This is a genomic window from Alkalihalobacillus deserti (assembly GCF_020734105.1).
Lineage (GTDB): Bacteria > Bacillota > Bacilli > Bacillales > Bacillaceae_D > Halalkalibacter > Halalkalibacter deserti.
On the sequence record NZ_JAJAFR010000022.1, the window covers coordinates 24,626 to 39,509 of the forward strand.

Consider the following 14,884-nt stretch of genomic DNA (forward strand, 5'->3'; position numbering starts at 1 on the left):
CAGTATAGAGTGTGCTTCTTTGAGTAAGGGAAGCTTTTACAAAAAACAATACATGAATAAGATAAAAGGTAGTTCAATCGAAAAATGCTGTCGAGGTGTACTCAACAGCATGAGGTTAGAAGTGATTAAAAGGCGAAGTTAGAACAAGAATTTTTGCATTTAGACGGCTAAACTCATTTTTTCTAATCAATAACACCGATTGATTCTAATAATTCTTGATAAGTGTCTGTTCTTACATCCAGATCAGCTATGACCTCTTCTCGGTTCATTATGAGCATGTCAGCCCCAGCCTGTTCCATTTCTGCTAGGAAATCCTCATCCTGTAGTACTTGTATGAACGCTTTCTCTAACTTTTCAATGATTTCAGGCGGGGTTCCTTTTCTTGCTGCAATCCCACGATCTGTACTCATAATAACTTCTGGATACCCGAGTTCTACAAATGTAGGTATATCTGGAGAAAAGGGGTGACGTTCCTCGGTTGCAATGGCTATTGGCACGACGTCAGAGCCTAGACGATATATGTCAGATAGATTCCCTGCGACAACATCAGTATGCCCACCTAGAAGTGAAGCAATTGCATCAGCAGCACCTTGATATGCAACGTCTTCCAAATCAATATCGGCTGAGTTTTCTAATAATAAAGTGGCTAAATGTTGCCCTACAAACAGTCCCGCATTCCCTACCGTTAGACTACCGGGTGATTGTTTTGCTGCAACAATTAAATCATCAAGAGTCTTTATTTCACTATCGCTCCGAACCGCAAAAACGGTTGGATCCCCACCCCAATTGACGAGAGGTTCGAAAGTATCAAGTTCGAAACTTGTTTGACCCACTAATGGTTGTGTAATAATATGCGGAAGGTTATAAGCGGCCAATGTATATCCATCAGCCTCAACTGTTGAAAACGAATTCCAACCTACTTGACCGCCACCACCAGGCTTGTTTACAATAACAAGTTCTTGGCCTAGATAACTGCTAGCATACTTAGAAATGATTCTAGCTTGTGTATCTGTGGCTGCTCCAGGAGAAAACGCAACAATCAGCTGAATGCTATTATCTGGAAAGTCATCAGGTGAAGCTTCATTTGAACAACTTGTTAAAATGAACAAACTAAAACAAAGAAAAAAAGCAATCGATTTTTTTATCATCCTTATCCCAACCCCTTCTGTTACATATATAGGAAGAATATGCAAGGAAAGGTTAAATGAGATGTTGTCTACTCGAAAAAACGTAAATGAATTCACTTTTTACGTCTACGTAAACTAAGTGGAGGGACTTGAAGAAATTGAGTCCGTAGTCGAAAGATAGCATCAACAATTCGAGTGGAAAGCCATTGGGATAATAAAGCCTGAATGACGATGGGCCAGGCGATAACGGAAGCAGTAAATACAAAGATGGATCCGTTTAAAAGAAATAGTGGTTTACCAGGTGAACTATCTTTGACCCTAGCTATAATCAAAGCGAGAACACCCATTCCTCCATTTGAAACACCTTGTCTAAGTAATATGCCGACACCGGTTCCTAAAATAATGGATCCAATTAATAAGTCGATCCACACATTGTCATACGGCTTGTACATCGCGAAATTAAAAAAATGTACACTTAACGAAGTGATCGTAATGCCATACATAGTTCCTATCGCACTGGCATTACCAAGCCATTTAATCGCGGCAACCAATAAGGAGAAGTTCACAATCCAAAGAGCAAAACTTAAAGGGATATGAATCCAGTAGTTCAGTAAAACAGCTAAACCCCCTGCGCCACCGGAGGGAATAGAATGAGGAAATAAAAAAAGAGACATCGCCATTCCTTGGATTAAACCGCCGCATGTAATTAAGATGTAAGTTCTTATAGAATGTGTCATTTTAGCTCCTATAAAATAGATTTTCTCCATGTATGTTAATTACTTATCCTAACTTAATTATATTTACCAAGCCTGTATTTATGTTAAGGCAAAAAAATGTGTACAATTTTTTTTAGGGAAAATACAAAAGAGCCCAAACGAAAATGTAAACCAGACATAGGATAAAAATGTAAGATCAACAGAAACTAAAAGGAGATGATTTTTTATGACACATGTAGCAGGATATGGTGGCGGCGGTTTTGCGTTACTAGTAGTTCTATTCATTTTATTAGTAATTATCGGTGCAAGCTGGTCAGGTGGATACGGATACTAATTAATAAGTTTAAAATAGTCGACTCATTATGAGTCGGCTATTTCTTTTTTTGTTGAAGAGCATGAATTGGCTTTGCACGTATTAGCTCCATCATTTTTATCGATTGTCTAAGTTTGCGTTGCGCACAGCAGATAAAATCACTCGAGAATGTTCCAAATAAACCGCTTGGACAACCTTTATAAAAATCATCTTTTTAGTCGTAAAAGCTTGTTCTCCTTCATAGACTGTACAGGCAGGTTGGTTGTCCGACTTATTACTCGTTACTGGAGGATGGTTGTATGAGTGTGCTTTTAGGGTACATATTTTTAGGTTTAAGTTTGGCAGCTCCGATTGGGCCTGTTAACGCAGCTCAGCTTGACAGAGGAATAAAAAGTGGTTTCTTGCATGCTTGGCTTGTAGGACTAGGAGCAACTGTAGCAGATGCGATATATATGCTTCTGGTTTTTGTAGGTATTGTTCAATTTATTGAAGTGCCTATTATTCAAACTTTTCTGTGGATCTTTGGATTTTTTGTGTTGGTTTATACGGGAATAGAGAGTATTTCTGGCGCAGGAAGAATGTCAATAAATAGTAGAAAATATAAACAGGATTCCAAAATAAAATCCTTTTTTTCAGGTTTTTTCATGTCATTATTTAATCCATTAACGATTCTTTTTTGGTTGGGGATATTTGGATCGATTTTAGCAAAAACCGTTACTACATATGGAACAAATCAACTAATAATCTATTGTGCAGCCATTTTTATAGGGATAACCGTTTGGGATATTACGATGGCTGCACTTGCAAGTACGATGCGAAAGTTTTTAACGAATCGACTCTTAACTATCATTTCGATTGTGTCTGGTTTTTCATTAATAGGGTTTGGTGTTTACTTCGGAATTCAAGCACTACTTATTCTAGTTTCGTAAATAGAGATGGTTGGTCGGGCGGCGTATCGTCTTGAGATTTTTTCCAAAAGTGACGCATGACCAAAGTCACAATAGCTACTAGTAGGATAAAGACTAAGCTGATAAAAAATCCAGGTCGGCTCGTTGTGTGGAATATCGTTCCTATCACGCCAAGGAGAACTAAAATAAAGCCTAATAGTCGTTTGATTTGGTCTTTTATTGTTAGATCTAGTAGACGACCATAAGATCCAAGTATGAATAACCAGTTGTAAAGCAACATAATACCTGCAGCGGTTGTGACGTATTCATAAAGTCGACCTGGGATGACAATAGCCAAAATAATCGATACAACCATTCCTGCGGCCGTTAGCCCAATAGCAGGTAAAGCAATGTTATTTCCTACTTTTTTTGAGAAAACGGTAGGGGCATCATGATCTTCTGCTAATGTGACAAGAATTCGAATAACAGCAAATAAGGATGCGACCATCGTTGAAAAGCCAGCTATGATAAATACGCCATTAAAGAAATGGTTAACATATGGAATTCTAAAAGCATTTAAAGCTGTTACAAAGGGGCTTTGTTCAGTCGAAACACCATTCCATGAAACCATTAGTATGGCTAAACCTATCGAAGTGATGTAAATAATAGCTAATACTAAAAGCATGACTTTTCCTGATTTCGGTGCATCTTTCATATTTTTGAGTCGAATGGCAAGTAACCCCATGATTTCAATTCCAGCAAATCCATAAAATCCATAAATAAAGGCTGGTAATAAACCAGTAACCCCATTTGGAAAGATTGTGTTGTATGTCCTAGGAGTAGCGACACTTTCTGTTTCTTGTCCAATAATTCCTAATAAAGCTAGGACAGCTAAAATAATAAACATTAAAATAGCGGCAATTTTAAGAACTGCTAGAAGATTTTCTACTCGGTCAAAGCTTTTTGTTCCAACTATTATAACAAGAATCCCTAGAGCGGCGTAGACACTTGCAAATACCCACAACGGAACGTTAGGGAACCAGAACCTGGTAAAGATCGATAAAGCCGTCATTTGACTACCCATGATGAGCATTTCAGAAAGCCAATAGACCCAACCACTGCTAAAACCTGCCCAACGACCATAGGCGTTTTTAGCATAAGATCGAAACGAGCCTTTTTGAGGGTCAGCGATTGTCATTTTAGCAAGTGCTTCAAAAACGAAATAAGTACCAACTGCAGCTAAAGCAAAGGCTAAAAGAACAGATGGACCTGCCATATCAATAGCAATACTGGAACCCAGAAAAAAACCTGTACCGATCGTACCTGCTACACCTAATAAAGATAATTCCCACCAGCGTAGCTTCTTTTCTGATTGTTCACCGGCTTTTGTTTTCATTATAAATCACTCCTCATTCTTCTGTATTGTTCGATGAAAGACATTAGTTTATGTAAGAAGAACGAGCACTTCATTTGGAAAATAAGGGTAGGAGGGCCATGATTTATAAAGAGGATACATCGACTTTTTTTGAAAAAGTTTATGTTGGAATAGACATGGTGAATCATTTTTATTGAATGCATTGAAATACAAGTAGAGGCTACTGAAGAAGGTGTTTACCTTCTTCAGTAGCCTCTAAGTCAAAGGTATGAATAGTGTCTCATACCAATATGCCTGTTTCTCAATCTTCGGGCGCGCAAAGTGCGTGGAAACATTGTCACTTTCTCGAAGATCTTTCTTTTTCTAAAGCCTCACTCTGTCTTTTCTTTTTGAATCATATTTGTTCTTTCACGGGAATATCGCACGATTAATGCCATTAATTCTTCTTTTGAAATAAACTCTCCAAATTCTTGAGTATATTGTTGTTGCAATTTCTCTAATGTACCAATTGATTTTCTACTTAATCGTGAGAATTGTTTTTCTGTTAAATCCATCTTGCCTCTCCCTTCTTTAATAACCTATATATTCTATGCGAGAAACGAATAAATATTTCTAGGATTTATGTCATCATTAAAAAAGGAATACAAGAAAAGATTTGCGATAGTATCTAGAAATGGCTATTCAAAGAGTGTATGATAAAAAAGGTCATTTTCACTTATTTTCTTGGTATGATAAGATGGTATACGTACATATATTAGCCAGTAATGGGGTAGTTAGACAATTTTACTTAGGGGAGTTTATAAAAGATGCATGTAAAGTTACAGTATGGGGTGTTAAACTATCAAGTATCAGGTGAAGGTCAGAGTATTATTTTGCTCCATGGGTGGGGAGCAAATATTAAAACATTTGAGCCTGTTCATAAACATCTAGAAAAACATTTCAAGGTTTATTCTCTTGATTTTCCTGGGTTTGGTGAGAGCCCGGAACCAAAAGAGCAATGGGGAGTAGACGATTATATGGGCGTTTTGCATGAGTTTATTACAGTGCTAAACATTGAAAATCCTATTTTAATCGGTCATTCATTTGGTGGGAGAGTGATCATTAAATATACGGCTAAATATGGTGACGTTAAAAAAATTATTTTAACGGGTGGAGCAGGGATCAAGCCAAAAAGAAAACTTAATTATTACGTGAAAGTGTATTTTTATAAATCATGTAAGAAATTATTAAAGCTACCGATTTTGAATAAGTATGAAGACGAGATCTTAGATAAAATGAAAAGTAAATTAGGTTCTTCTGACTATAAGAGCATTAGCGGAGTCATGCAGCAAACGCTCATTAAAGTCGTAAACGAAGATTTACGTCATTTATTACCAGATATCAAACCGCCAACGTTATTAGTTTGGGGGGAGAATGATACGGCAACCCCTGTTACTGATGGACAGTTAATGGAGAAAATGATTCCGAATGCAGGGTTAGTTGTCTTGAAAAATGCAGCTCACTATGCGTATTTGGAACAATTACACCAATTCCTTATTATTATTGACAAATTTTTAGAAGAGGATAGAGAGGTACGTTCATGACAACTTTATTATATTTATTAGTAATTGCATCATGGGCATTATTAACTGCAAGGCTTGTTAAACGAAGTGTTCATATGCTTCAACAAAACTCTTACCGGAACGAGCGCTATGTAAGATGGATGAAAAAGAATAAGGTGAAAGTATTTCCTATTAAACACTATTTAGTTATCATTCCGTTTCTACTAGCGTTAGTTCAATTTGAAAATAGTGCTCTTATATTATCCACGATAGTATACACGGCATTAGCTGTTTTTATGTCTAAGGAAATTGAAAAGAAAAAGCTAGTTGTTACAGCCCGTGTTAAGCGTTTATTAATCACGACAACAGTTCTATTGCTGATTGTTGCTGTTTGTTCATATTTCTTGTTTGTAGCTTTAGGAACAGGAGTAGCGCTTGCGCTGTTATTCCTTGTGATGATATTGACGTATCATTTTTTAATCTTAGCTAACATGATTAACAATCCTATTGAACTCCGTATCAATCAATTTTATTTCGACGATGCGAAAAAGCTGTTAAAAAGCTCAAAAGACCTAAAGACGATTGGAATTACAGGAAGCTATGGGAAAACAAGTGTAAAGCATTTTCTAGCAGCAATCTTAGGAACACAGTATAATGTTCTAATGACACCTGAAAGCTATAACACAAAACTAGGTGTTACGAGAACAATTCGCGAAAAGTTAAAGCCATATCATGAAGTATTTATTGCTGAAATGGGTGCGAAACAAGAGGGGGACATTAAAGAAATTTGCGATCTCGTTGAACATCAATATGGCATTTTAACAGCGATAGGTCCGCAACATTTGGAGACATTTAAAACGCTTGATAACATTAAAAAAACAAAGTATGAAATTATTGAAACCCTACCTGAACATGGCGTAGGCTTTTTAAACGGGGATGATGGGAATATCAGGTCTGTGACAGCGAAAAATCCTTGCCGTAAAGTTTATTTCGGTATCCACAGCAATGATCTTGATTTTAAAGCGAGTGATATCTCTTATGATTCAAGAGGAATGTCTTTCACGCTAACTGAAAAGAATGGAGAATCGATTTATTTCTCTACAAAGTTATTGGGTGAGCATAATGTTTACAATATTTTAGCTGGAGTTTCTGTCGCTAGAGAACTAGGTATCCCATTACAGAAGATGGCTCCAGCTATTAAGGCACTTCAACCGGTTAAGCATCGTTTAGAGTTGAGAAAGACTAGAGGCAACATTACAATTATTGATGATAGTTTTAACTCAAATCCTAAAGGTGCGAAGATGGCGATTGATGTACTCGCGAAGATGGAAGAATTTAAAGTTTTAGTGACTCCAGGTATGATTGAACTTGGAGAGGAAGAGTATGCTCTTAACAAAGAATTTGCTGAATATGCAGCGAAAACATGTGACTATATTATTTTGGTTGGGAAAAGGCAAACGAAGCCTCTACAGGATGGCTTAGCAACATCAAATTATCCAAAAGAAAAACAATATGTGGCAGCAAATCTACAAGATGCGATTGCACATATGAACGGGATCGCAAATCAAAAAACAGTTGTATTACTAGAAAATGATTTACCAGACTCATTTAACGAATAAGGGGAGGTAGACTCCATGAGAACAAAGGTTGGAGTTATTTTTGGAGGGATGTCAGTAGAACATGAAGTTTCTGTCATCTCTGCATCACAGGCAATGAGTGCAATAGATAAAGATAAATATGAGGTTGTACCGATTTATATTTCGAAAGATCGGGCTTGGTATACAGGTGAACAATTAACCAATATTGAGGAATACAAAGACCTTAAAGGCTTACTAAGCAATGTCCAAAAAATCCAGTTGCAACGAGACCCTAATGGCAAATTCTTATTACAGAAAGACCCTCAACCTAAATTTGGAAAGAAATATGTTGATGAAATTGATGTAGCCTTTCCAGTTATGCATGGTACCTACGGGGAAGACGGAGTACTACAGGGCTTTTTAGAATTGTTAGGAATCCCGTACGTTGGGCCGGACGTATTAGCATCAGCAGCAGGTATGGATAAATCATTGATGAAGAGTGTGGTTAGAGATTACAATATCCCAATTCTGGATTTTATTTCTCTTTATTCTTCAGAGTGGCGTGTAAATCAAGAAGAAGTAACAGCAAGGATAGAAAAAGAGTTAGGGTTTCCTGTAATCGTCAAACCGGCCAATTTAGGTTCGAGTGTTGGAATCAGTAAAGCGGCTGATGTGAACGAATTAGAAGATGCGATCGATTTAGCAACGTCATTTGCTGCAAAAATCGTGATAGAGAAAATGGTTACAAATATGAAAGAAGTAAATTGCTCTGTTCTTGGTGACTATGAACATGCGGAAGCTTCTATTTGTGAGCGAGTACTCGGAAATGATGAATTCCTATCATATGAAGATAAGTATCAAAGTAGTTCATCAAGTAAAGGGGCAAAAGGAATGGAAGCAACAAACCGGATCATTCCTGCTGATATATCTGATGAACAAACCGCAGAAGTTCAGGCTATTGCTGTCAAAGCTTTTCAAGTGTTAGGATGTAGTGGTGTGTCAAGAATTGACTTTATTATTGATTTAGATGATAACGAAAAAGTGTATATTAATGAAATTAACACAATTCCTGGTTCTTTATCGTTTTATTTATGGGAACCAACAGGTAAGTCATTCTCTGATTTAACAAATGATCTAATTAAGTTAGCATTAAAACGTGAACGCGAGCGCGAGAATCTAACATTTTCGATTGATTCGAATTTATTCAACACTCAAAGTGGTGGTTTAAAAGGAAGTAAAAATTAGTAAGAGGATGAGAGGTTGAGTAATCAGCCTCTTTTTCGTGTGTAAAGAATGGCAAAGTGATTTACACATACAAGTAACGCTTGGACAACTAACCAAATCCAAGCGTTTTAAAAAGCATTCATTTCTCCTACCATTAGAACAGCCAACTGATCGAGGGGAAGTTGTTGTCGCTCCCATTCCATATATAACCTAGCTAGAGCTTCAGGACCGGTATCCATTGACAATCTGTATGTTCCGTAATGCATTGGAACAAACCTTCGCGCCTCCAAGTCGATAAACGCTTTGACTGCTTTTTCTGGACTTATATGTGAAAGACCAGACAACCAATCTGGCTCATAATCACCGATGGGCATAAACACAACATCTACATCGAATCTTGAGCCAATCTTTTTAAAGCCATCAAAATAAGCTGAGTCGCCGACAAAATAAAGGGTGATCTTTCTATCTTTAATAACCCACCCTCCCCAATGTGATTTGTTTTTATCAAAAATCGTCCTTCTACTCCAATGTTGAGCAGGAACAAAATATAAGTCTAAACCTTTATAGTGAATGGAATCCCACCAATTCGCTTCACTTACACGAAGATACCCTCGGTTTGTAAATAACTTTTTTACCCCAACTGGGACAAAGAAGTGAGGACTACCTTTTAAATTTTTTAATGAAGAGAATTCTAAGTGATCATAGTGAGCATGTGAAATGAAAACAGCATCTATTTCTGGTAAGTCATGAAGAGAAATACCAGGCTTGATTAAACGTTTTTCCAGTCCCATTCTATTTGAGAATACAGGATCTGTTAACAAGTTTAATCCGTCGATTTGAATGAGAAAGGTAGAGTGACCAATCCATGTATAGTACGTTCCCTGACTAGCCTTGTTGGACCCTGTAGTTTGAGTGATTGCAATGCGTGCTTTTAAGTCTTTGCCTTTATTTCGATTGTAAAAATAAGAAACGAGTTTTAATGGATTGACACGGTTTTCTATATGATCGAGATTGTGATATCTCTTTTTCAAGTTTCCACCTCCTTAAGACTCGATAAAAGTGGCTAAAGGAAGCGGTCTATAGCCCTTATTTTCGAATGAGGAAACAAGTGTAGCCCAATGCTACACCTGTCTATAAGTGATTGTCACCGTCTCTTAAAACAGGAAGAGTACAACAACGGAATGAGCCACCCGACTTGATAATTTCTGTAATATCGACTTCGATGATTTCATAGCCTCGATTACGCAGTTCTTGGTTTACATTTGTATTAACCGGTAAACTAAATATCTTTTTATTCCCGATTGAAAGCACATTCGTTCCTAATGTAAACTGTTCTTCTTCCGATACTTCAATTAATTCAAAACGACTAGCAAGAATTTCAGTTTCCTTCTGTGTAAATGCATTTGGATAAAAAAGCGCTTCGGTTGGTGAGATAATATTAAATACACAATCTAGGTGCAAGTATTTTTCAGTAAAAGGAACTGTAACTACTTCATAATGAGGCAAGATACTTTGAAGATGGTCAATGGCTTTTTGGTTTGTCCGTGCACTAAGGCCGACATAAATGGTTTCACCATTAACGATCACATCTCCACCCTCAATTTCATCTCCTCGTAGATTGAAATAAGATATATCTTCTCGTTCTAACCAACCCTTTAATACTTCTTCCTCGCCTTGTCGGAGTTTATTGGCCATTTCAGCTACAAATAAAATGTGGCCCAATGTAAACCCGATATCGCGGGTGAAAACTTGTTCAGGAAACATTTTTAGACTGGGGAGAAGGATGACATCTACATCGTGATCCTTTAATGTTTGTATGAATTTTTTATGTTGGGCCATAGCTAGTTCAATGTGAATTCCTTCATCTTTAAACTTCTTTTGTGTTTCGTTAATCACATCACGAATTGTCATATACTCAGGCTTACATAAGATAACTTGTCGTAAAACATCATATTCACTTCGCGCAAACGGTTTTTCAGGCGATTTTGATAAAAAGGACATTGAAATTCCTCCATTACTGATTCAATATTTTCTTATTGTACCTATTAACCAAGAATTTATAATTTAATTGTTTTCACTTTTTGATATTAAACGTTTCATGAGTTTGTTACTATAACAAGTGTAGTCATAATAATAGGGGCAATTAACAATCAAGTGTTTAAAGAATGATTAATTTGTTAACACTGACTTATTAGGAAATGGTTCGATATGTATGTAAGGAGGAACTGTGAAACATTTACCAGAATTATTTCATTCACAATCAACTTGGTTCATGATTATCGGAAGTATCATCGCTGTTTTCCTTTTGGTTTCACTTCTGAAAACGTTGTTTAAGTTTGCTGTAGTGTTAGTTATTGTAAGTATTGCTGCGGTGTTTTTATTTAATATTGCTCCTAAAGACCTTGTGGAAACAGGAGCGGAATCGTTAAGATCTGGATCGGATTATCTTCAGGAAAAAATGATTCCATTAATATCAGAATTCTACTTAGTTAAGCTGTTGGAAAATGAAAATAATCCAAACGAACATATGAATCGAATGTTGGAAGATCATAAATGATTTAGTTAAAAAGACCGGACTTTTCGTTCGGTTTATTTTGTTTTTTAAAACTATTATTCTATAATAGAAGTTATTCGTAAACTTGCAAAATCTTGCTTTATGAATAGATGGAATTTTGAGGCTGTTTTTTAAAACAGTTTTAAGGAGTAGGAAATAAACTATGAAACTCATATCTTGGAATGTAAATGGAATTCGTGCTTGTATAACGAAAGGATTTTTAGATTACTTTAATGATGTTAATGCTGATATTATCTGTGTACAAGAAACAAAGTGTCAGCAAGAACAAGTCAGTCTTGAGTTAGCCGGATATTATCAATTTTGGAATGATGCTGAGAAAAAGGGTTACTCGGGTACGGCTGTTTTTTCAAAAGTGAAACCGATCACCGTTCAATATGGTCTCGGTAAAGACTTTGAAGAAAAAGAAGGTAGAGTGATCACGCTAGAATTTAATGACTTTTATCTTGTCAATGTTTATACACCTAATTCAAAGCGAGACTTGGCAAGACTTGATTATCGTTTGGAATGGGAAGATCAATTCCGCCACTATCTACTAAAATTAGATGAAATGAAACCAGTAGTGTTATGTGGAGATCTTAATGTCGCTCACAAGGAAATCGACTTAAAAAATTCAAAAACAAATAAAAATAACTCAGGTTTTACAGAAGAAGAACGAGAAAAAATGACCAAACTGCTTGAAGCGGGTTTCATCGATTCATTTAGATATTTTTATCCGACGAAAGAACTTTCTTATACTTGGTGGTCCTATATGAATAAGGTTAGAGAAAGAAACATAGGATGGAGAATCGATTATTTTATTGTCTCGGAACGGTTAACAGAAAAACTAATAAGTGCGGACATCCATTCTAAGGTTATAGGTAGCGATCACTGTCCTATTGCCTTAGAGTTATCAATGTAAGAAAGTCATGAGTTTAGGATTGCTTTAATCTAATTCCTATTAGAATCAACAGGATCATTCTATGATGAATGATCCTGTTTTGATGTTATTTAGAAACTTTAGCTAAGATAAATTTTTCTACAACTTTAGCGACACCGTCGTTCATATTTGAATCGGTTACATAATCGGCTACTTCTTTAATGTCATCGGGTGCGTTCCCCATGGCAACACCAAGGCCAGCAAATTCAATCATAGCTAAATCGTTATAGCTATCGCCCATTGCAATTACTTCATCACGCTCGATGCCAAGAGTTTGAATGAGGGTATTTAAACTAGAGCCTTTTGTGACACCTTCTTCTAGAAACTCCAAAAAATAAGGCTTTGAGCGCATGATACTAAGAGTACCGGCGAATTCTTTTTTTAGTTTTTCTTCCACTTTAATAAGCTTTTCAGGGTTTTCTACCATTAGGACTTTTACAACTGGGCCTGTAACAGATTCAACAAAACTTGCTACTTTTTTTATAGGAAGTCCAGTAATTTCACCTTCCTTTAATGTATATGGATGTTCATTCTCCGTAATGATCCAATCTTCAACATAGGTATGAATGCTTACACCCTCAGCTTGGCTAAGTTCATATAAACGATGAACCATATCTGGAGTAAGAGTACTACTGAAATGCTCTTTTTTTGTTTGAACATCAATAATTTTCGCACCGTTAAAAGATAAGATGAAGCTACCATATTCTTTTAACTTAAGCTCTTCTGCAATTTTATTCATGCCATATGTAGGCCTTCCAGACGCTAATACGACTTTTACACCTTGTTGCTGTGCAGTCATGAGGGCTTTTTTCGTTCGGGTAGAGATCGTATGATCATCTCGTAGTAGTGTGTCATCTAAATCAAGAACAATCATTTTGTATGTCATAATATAATTCCTTTCTGTAAATAGAGGATTCTTTTACTATAAAGGAAAAATAGCCGACCGACTAGTCTGTTTGTTCGAACAAAAAAAGATCAATTAAAACAAAAAGTAAGCAAAGAATTTTGCTTGCCCCTTGCTGGTTACTCATACGATGTAAAAAACATTAAAGTGTCAACAATTAGATGACGCTACTTTCAATGGCATGATCCCAATCAGGAAAATAATGTAGCGCACTTCTCATTAGTTGCGAATTTGATTTTTTATTTTCTTTTTGTTTAAGCTCTCACCCGCAGCATTTAATTGTTGAATGGCGATCACCACTTGTTTAGCCGTCATATCTACATCCATCTTGTAACCTCCTATTCAGATTTATTACAATACTTAGAGGTGAAATTTATACATTTCATTTTAAAAAAATTTAAAGGAACAAAAGATGAAAGTGTCGAATGAAGTTTAATCATTAATCATAGAGGAGGGTAATTGATGCAATTAGTTGGGGCCGTTTTTTCGTTAAATATTGGGGTTAGCAAAAATATTGCTGGCAAAGATGAAAAGAAAATTATATCGGCGATTTATAAGGATTCAGTTTCTGAACAAAGGCTATATTTGACAAAACTGGGTCTCGAGGGAGATCAACAGGCAGATCTTGTGAACCATGGTGGAATCGATAAAGCTGTATGTATTTATCCAATGGAACATTACTCGTACTGGGAAAAACAACTAAGTAAAACATTTCCATTTGGTTCGTTTGGAGAAAATATTACTTTAGCTGGAATGGCAGAGTTTGATACACACATTGGCGATATTTGGAAATGGGGAGAGGCTATGGTCCAAGTAAGTCAACCACGCAGACCTTGTTATAAAGTGGCGCAGCGACACGCGGAACCAAAGCTACCTTTATTCATTCAAGAAACAGGATATTCAGGTTATTATGTAAGAGTGTTAAAGGAAGGCTATGTATCGGCAAATGACCGGTGTATACTCACGGAGCGAACATCAGATGTAAGCATTAAATTTGTTAATCACATTACCTATCAAGATAAAAACAACGAAAACGCAAAGCAAAGATTACACGATTTAAATGAATTATCTTTGGCTTGGAAAAGTTCTTTAAAATAACAAATTAACCATGTGAATAAAACATTCATGTGGTTTTTTATTTGTATCGATCTACTTTTCTATTTTGGTAATATGCTATAGTGATATGAAAAAATAGATAAAGTTAGTTAATTCAGGAGGTGTAAGGATGCCCGTTATACAGAAAGATCCTAAAATAGGTTAGAATTTTAAGAGAATTTCAAAAATGTTTTCAATAGCGGGATCAGCCAATTACAAAACGTAATTTAGACGATTTAAATTTAGAATCTAATATAAAAATAACAGCTGATTCAAACGAAACTTTCATGATGAAAATGCATGACTATTTTGAAATGCTTTGGACGAACGATCAAGCCCAATTTACTTCCAAATACGAGGAGTATGCAGATTGATTCTTTTTTTAGAATTATTTTATATCGCTATCATACCAAATTTCACGTACCGTAATTTCAGCAAATATATTAAGGACTTAATAGCTATAAATATTATCTGAACACTATCAATAGGTCAATAGAGTTGTTCATATAATTTAGTAATTGCTTACATAGTGAAGAAGTTGAATGGTGATCTAAAAGAAGTGTGTATGAATAAGGCTTGTTACTTTTAAGTATAAAAAGAGGATAGTATTTAAGATTGAATTGACTTGATGATA

At 36.0% G+C, this 14,884-nt stretch carries 15 protein-coding genes; 8 read left to right on the forward strand and 7 right to left on the reverse strand.

The window, feature by feature from the left end; translation table 11 throughout:
* Positions 1-182: 182 nt before the first annotated feature.
* Both LDX58_RS22025 and LDX58_RS22030 read right to left on the reverse strand, forming a co-directional pair.
* Positions 183-1,148, reverse strand: coding sequence for a tripartite tricarboxylate transporter substrate binding protein (locus tag LDX58_RS22025; RefSeq protein WP_227939444.1), 966 nt, complete (start codon positions 1,146-1,148; stop codon positions 183-185).
* A 92-nt stretch (positions 1,149-1,240) separates the two neighbouring features.
* A complete protein-coding gene (locus LDX58_RS22030) occupies positions 1,241-1,864 on the reverse strand; it encodes a YitT family protein (protein ID WP_227939445.1) in 624 nt (207 codons plus the stop codon).
* A gap of 205 nt (positions 1,865-2,069) precedes the next feature.
* Between LDX58_RS22030 and LDX58_RS22035 the strand changes: the two genes are divergently transcribed.
* Positions 2,070-2,177: a YjcZ family sporulation protein gene (locus LDX58_RS22035; RefSeq protein WP_227939446.1), complete on the forward strand. Its 108-nt coding sequence runs from the start codon at positions 2,070-2,072 to the stop codon at positions 2,175-2,177.
* Between the two features lie 278 nt (positions 2,178-2,455).
* Positions 2,456-3,085, forward strand: a complete 630-nt coding sequence (locus tag LDX58_RS22040) for a LysE family transporter (RefSeq protein WP_227939447.1) — start codon at positions 2,456-2,458, stop codon at positions 3,083-3,085.
* On the opposite strand, the gene LDX58_RS22045 is transcribed toward LDX58_RS22040, so the two are convergent.
* Entirely contained in the window at positions 3,069-4,439 is a 1,371-nt protein-coding gene (locus LDX58_RS22045) for an amino acid permease (protein ID WP_227939448.1), read from the reverse strand. The two genes, LDX58_RS22040 and LDX58_RS22045, sit on opposite strands and share 17 nt — an antisense overlap.
* Positions 4,440-4,789: 350 nt before the next feature.
* Complete coding sequence (locus tag LDX58_RS22050) at positions 4,790-4,972, reverse strand: hypothetical protein (RefSeq protein WP_227939449.1); 183 nt, start codon at positions 4,970-4,972, stop codon at positions 4,790-4,792.
* Between the two features lie 252 nt (positions 4,973-5,224).
* On the opposite strand from LDX58_RS22050, the gene LDX58_RS22055 reads away from it, so the two are divergent.
* Genes LDX58_RS22055 through LDX58_RS22065 form a run of 3 tightly spaced genes read left to right on the forward strand, consistent with a single transcriptional unit; the run spans position 5,225 to position 8,781 of the window.
* Positions 5,225-6,001 (forward strand): alpha/beta fold hydrolase, encoded by a 777-nt coding sequence (locus LDX58_RS22055; protein ID WP_227939450.1) that lies wholly within the window; start codon positions 5,225-5,227, stop codon positions 5,999-6,001.
* Positions 5,998-7,578: a UDP-N-acetylmuramoyl-tripeptide--D-alanyl-D-alanine ligase gene (locus LDX58_RS22060; protein WP_227939451.1), complete on the forward strand. Its 1,581-nt coding sequence runs from the start codon at positions 5,998-6,000 to the stop codon at positions 7,576-7,578. The genes LDX58_RS22055 and LDX58_RS22060 overlap by 4 nt, the downstream gene beginning before the upstream one ends.
* 15 nt (positions 7,579-7,593) lie before the next feature.
* The gene (locus tag LDX58_RS22065; protein WP_227939452.1) at positions 7,594-8,781 is read left to right on the forward strand and encodes a D-alanine--D-alanine ligase family protein; all 1,188 of its coding nucleotides are present in this window, start codon (positions 7,594-7,596) and stop codon (positions 8,779-8,781) included.
* A 107-nt stretch (positions 8,782-8,888) separates the two neighbouring features.
* Here LDX58_RS22065 and LDX58_RS22070 read toward each other — a convergent pair whose 3' ends face one another.
* Together LDX58_RS22070 and LDX58_RS22075 are read right to left on the reverse strand one after the other, a co-directional pair.
* Complete coding sequence (locus LDX58_RS22070) at positions 8,889-9,791, reverse strand: MBL fold metallo-hydrolase (protein WP_227939453.1); 903 nt, start codon at positions 9,789-9,791, stop codon at positions 8,889-8,891.
* 100 nt (positions 9,792-9,891) lie between these two features.
* Positions 9,892-10,761, reverse strand: coding sequence for a dimethylarginine dimethylaminohydrolase family protein (locus tag LDX58_RS22075; RefSeq protein WP_227939454.1), 870 nt, complete (start codon positions 10,759-10,761; stop codon positions 9,892-9,894).
* A gap of 226 nt (positions 10,762-10,987) precedes the next feature.
* Here LDX58_RS22075 and LDX58_RS22080 point away from each other — a divergent pair, with 226 nt between their 5' ends.
* Complete coding sequence (locus LDX58_RS22080; protein WP_227939455.1) at positions 10,988-11,317, forward strand: hypothetical protein; 330 nt, start codon at positions 10,988-10,990, stop codon at positions 11,315-11,317.
* Between the two features lie 160 nt (positions 11,318-11,477).
* On the forward strand, positions 11,478-12,233 hold the full coding sequence (locus tag LDX58_RS22085; protein ID WP_227939456.1) for an exodeoxyribonuclease III: 756 nt from the start codon (positions 11,478-11,480) through the stop codon (positions 12,231-12,233).
* Positions 12,234-12,318: 85 nt separating this feature from the next.
* On the opposite strand, the gene LDX58_RS22090 is transcribed toward LDX58_RS22085, so the two are convergent.
* The gene (locus tag LDX58_RS22090) at positions 12,319-13,137 is read right to left on the reverse strand and encodes a Cof-type HAD-IIB family hydrolase (protein ID WP_227939457.1); all 819 of its coding nucleotides are present in this window, start codon (positions 13,135-13,137) and stop codon (positions 12,319-12,321) included.
* 480 nt (positions 13,138-13,617) lie between these two features.
* On the opposite strand from LDX58_RS22090, the gene LDX58_RS22095 reads away from it, so the two are divergent.
* Positions 13,618-14,253 carry an MOSC domain-containing protein gene (locus LDX58_RS22095; RefSeq protein WP_227939458.1) on the forward strand — a complete coding sequence of 212 codons (636 nt, stop codon included), beginning with the start codon at positions 13,618-13,620 and terminating at the stop codon, positions 14,251-14,253.
* Positions 14,254-14,884: the final 631 nt, after the last annotated feature.

What these genes read in the sequence shown, in the direction of transcription:
- LDX58_RS22040 (WP_227939447.1), top strand. Translation starts at nt 2,456, where the DNA reads ATGAGTGTGCTTTTAGGGTACATATTTTTAGGTTTAAGTTTGGCAGCT.
- LDX58_RS22035 (WP_227939446.1), top strand. Translation starts at nt 2,070, where the DNA reads ATGACACATGTAGCAGGATATGGTGGCGGCGGTTTTGCGTTACTAGTA.
- LDX58_RS22055 (WP_227939450.1), top strand. Translation starts at nt 5,225, where the DNA reads ATGCATGTAAAGTTACAGTATGGGGTGTTAAACTATCAAGTATCAGGT.
- LDX58_RS22085 (WP_227939456.1), top strand. Translation starts at nt 11,478, where the DNA reads ATGAAACTCATATCTTGGAATGTAAATGGAATTCGTGCTTGTATAACG.
- LDX58_RS22060 (WP_227939451.1), top strand. Translation starts at nt 5,998, where the DNA reads ATGACAACTTTATTATATTTATTAGTAATTGCATCATGGGCATTATTA.
- LDX58_RS22095 (WP_227939458.1), top strand. Translation starts at nt 13,618, where the DNA reads ATGCAATTAGTTGGGGCCGTTTTTTCGTTAAATATTGGGGTTAGCAAA.
- LDX58_RS22025 (WP_227939444.1), bottom strand. Translation starts at nt 1,148, where the DNA reads ATGATAAAAAAATCGATTGCTTTTTTTCTTTGTTTTAGTTTGTTCATT.
- LDX58_RS22030 (WP_227939445.1), bottom strand. Translation starts at nt 1,864, where the DNA reads ATGACACATTCTATAAGAACTTACATCTTAATTACATGCGGCGGTTTA.
- LDX58_RS22090 (WP_227939457.1), bottom strand. Translation starts at nt 13,137, where the DNA reads ATGACATACAAAATGATTGTTCTTGATTTAGATGACACACTACTACGA.
- LDX58_RS22050 (WP_227939449.1), bottom strand. Translation starts at nt 4,972, where the DNA reads ATGGATTTAACAGAAAAACAATTCTCACGATTAAGTAGAAAATCAATT.
- LDX58_RS22065 (WP_227939452.1), top strand. Translation starts at nt 7,594, where the DNA reads ATGAGAACAAAGGTTGGAGTTATTTTTGGAGGGATGTCAGTAGAACAT.
- LDX58_RS22045 (WP_227939448.1), bottom strand. Translation starts at nt 4,439, where the DNA reads ATGAAAACAAAAGCCGGTGAACAATCAGAAAAGAAGCTACGCTGGTGG.
- LDX58_RS22075 (WP_227939454.1), bottom strand. Translation starts at nt 10,761, where the DNA reads ATGTCCTTTTTATCAAAATCGCCTGAAAAACCGTTTGCGCGAAGTGAA.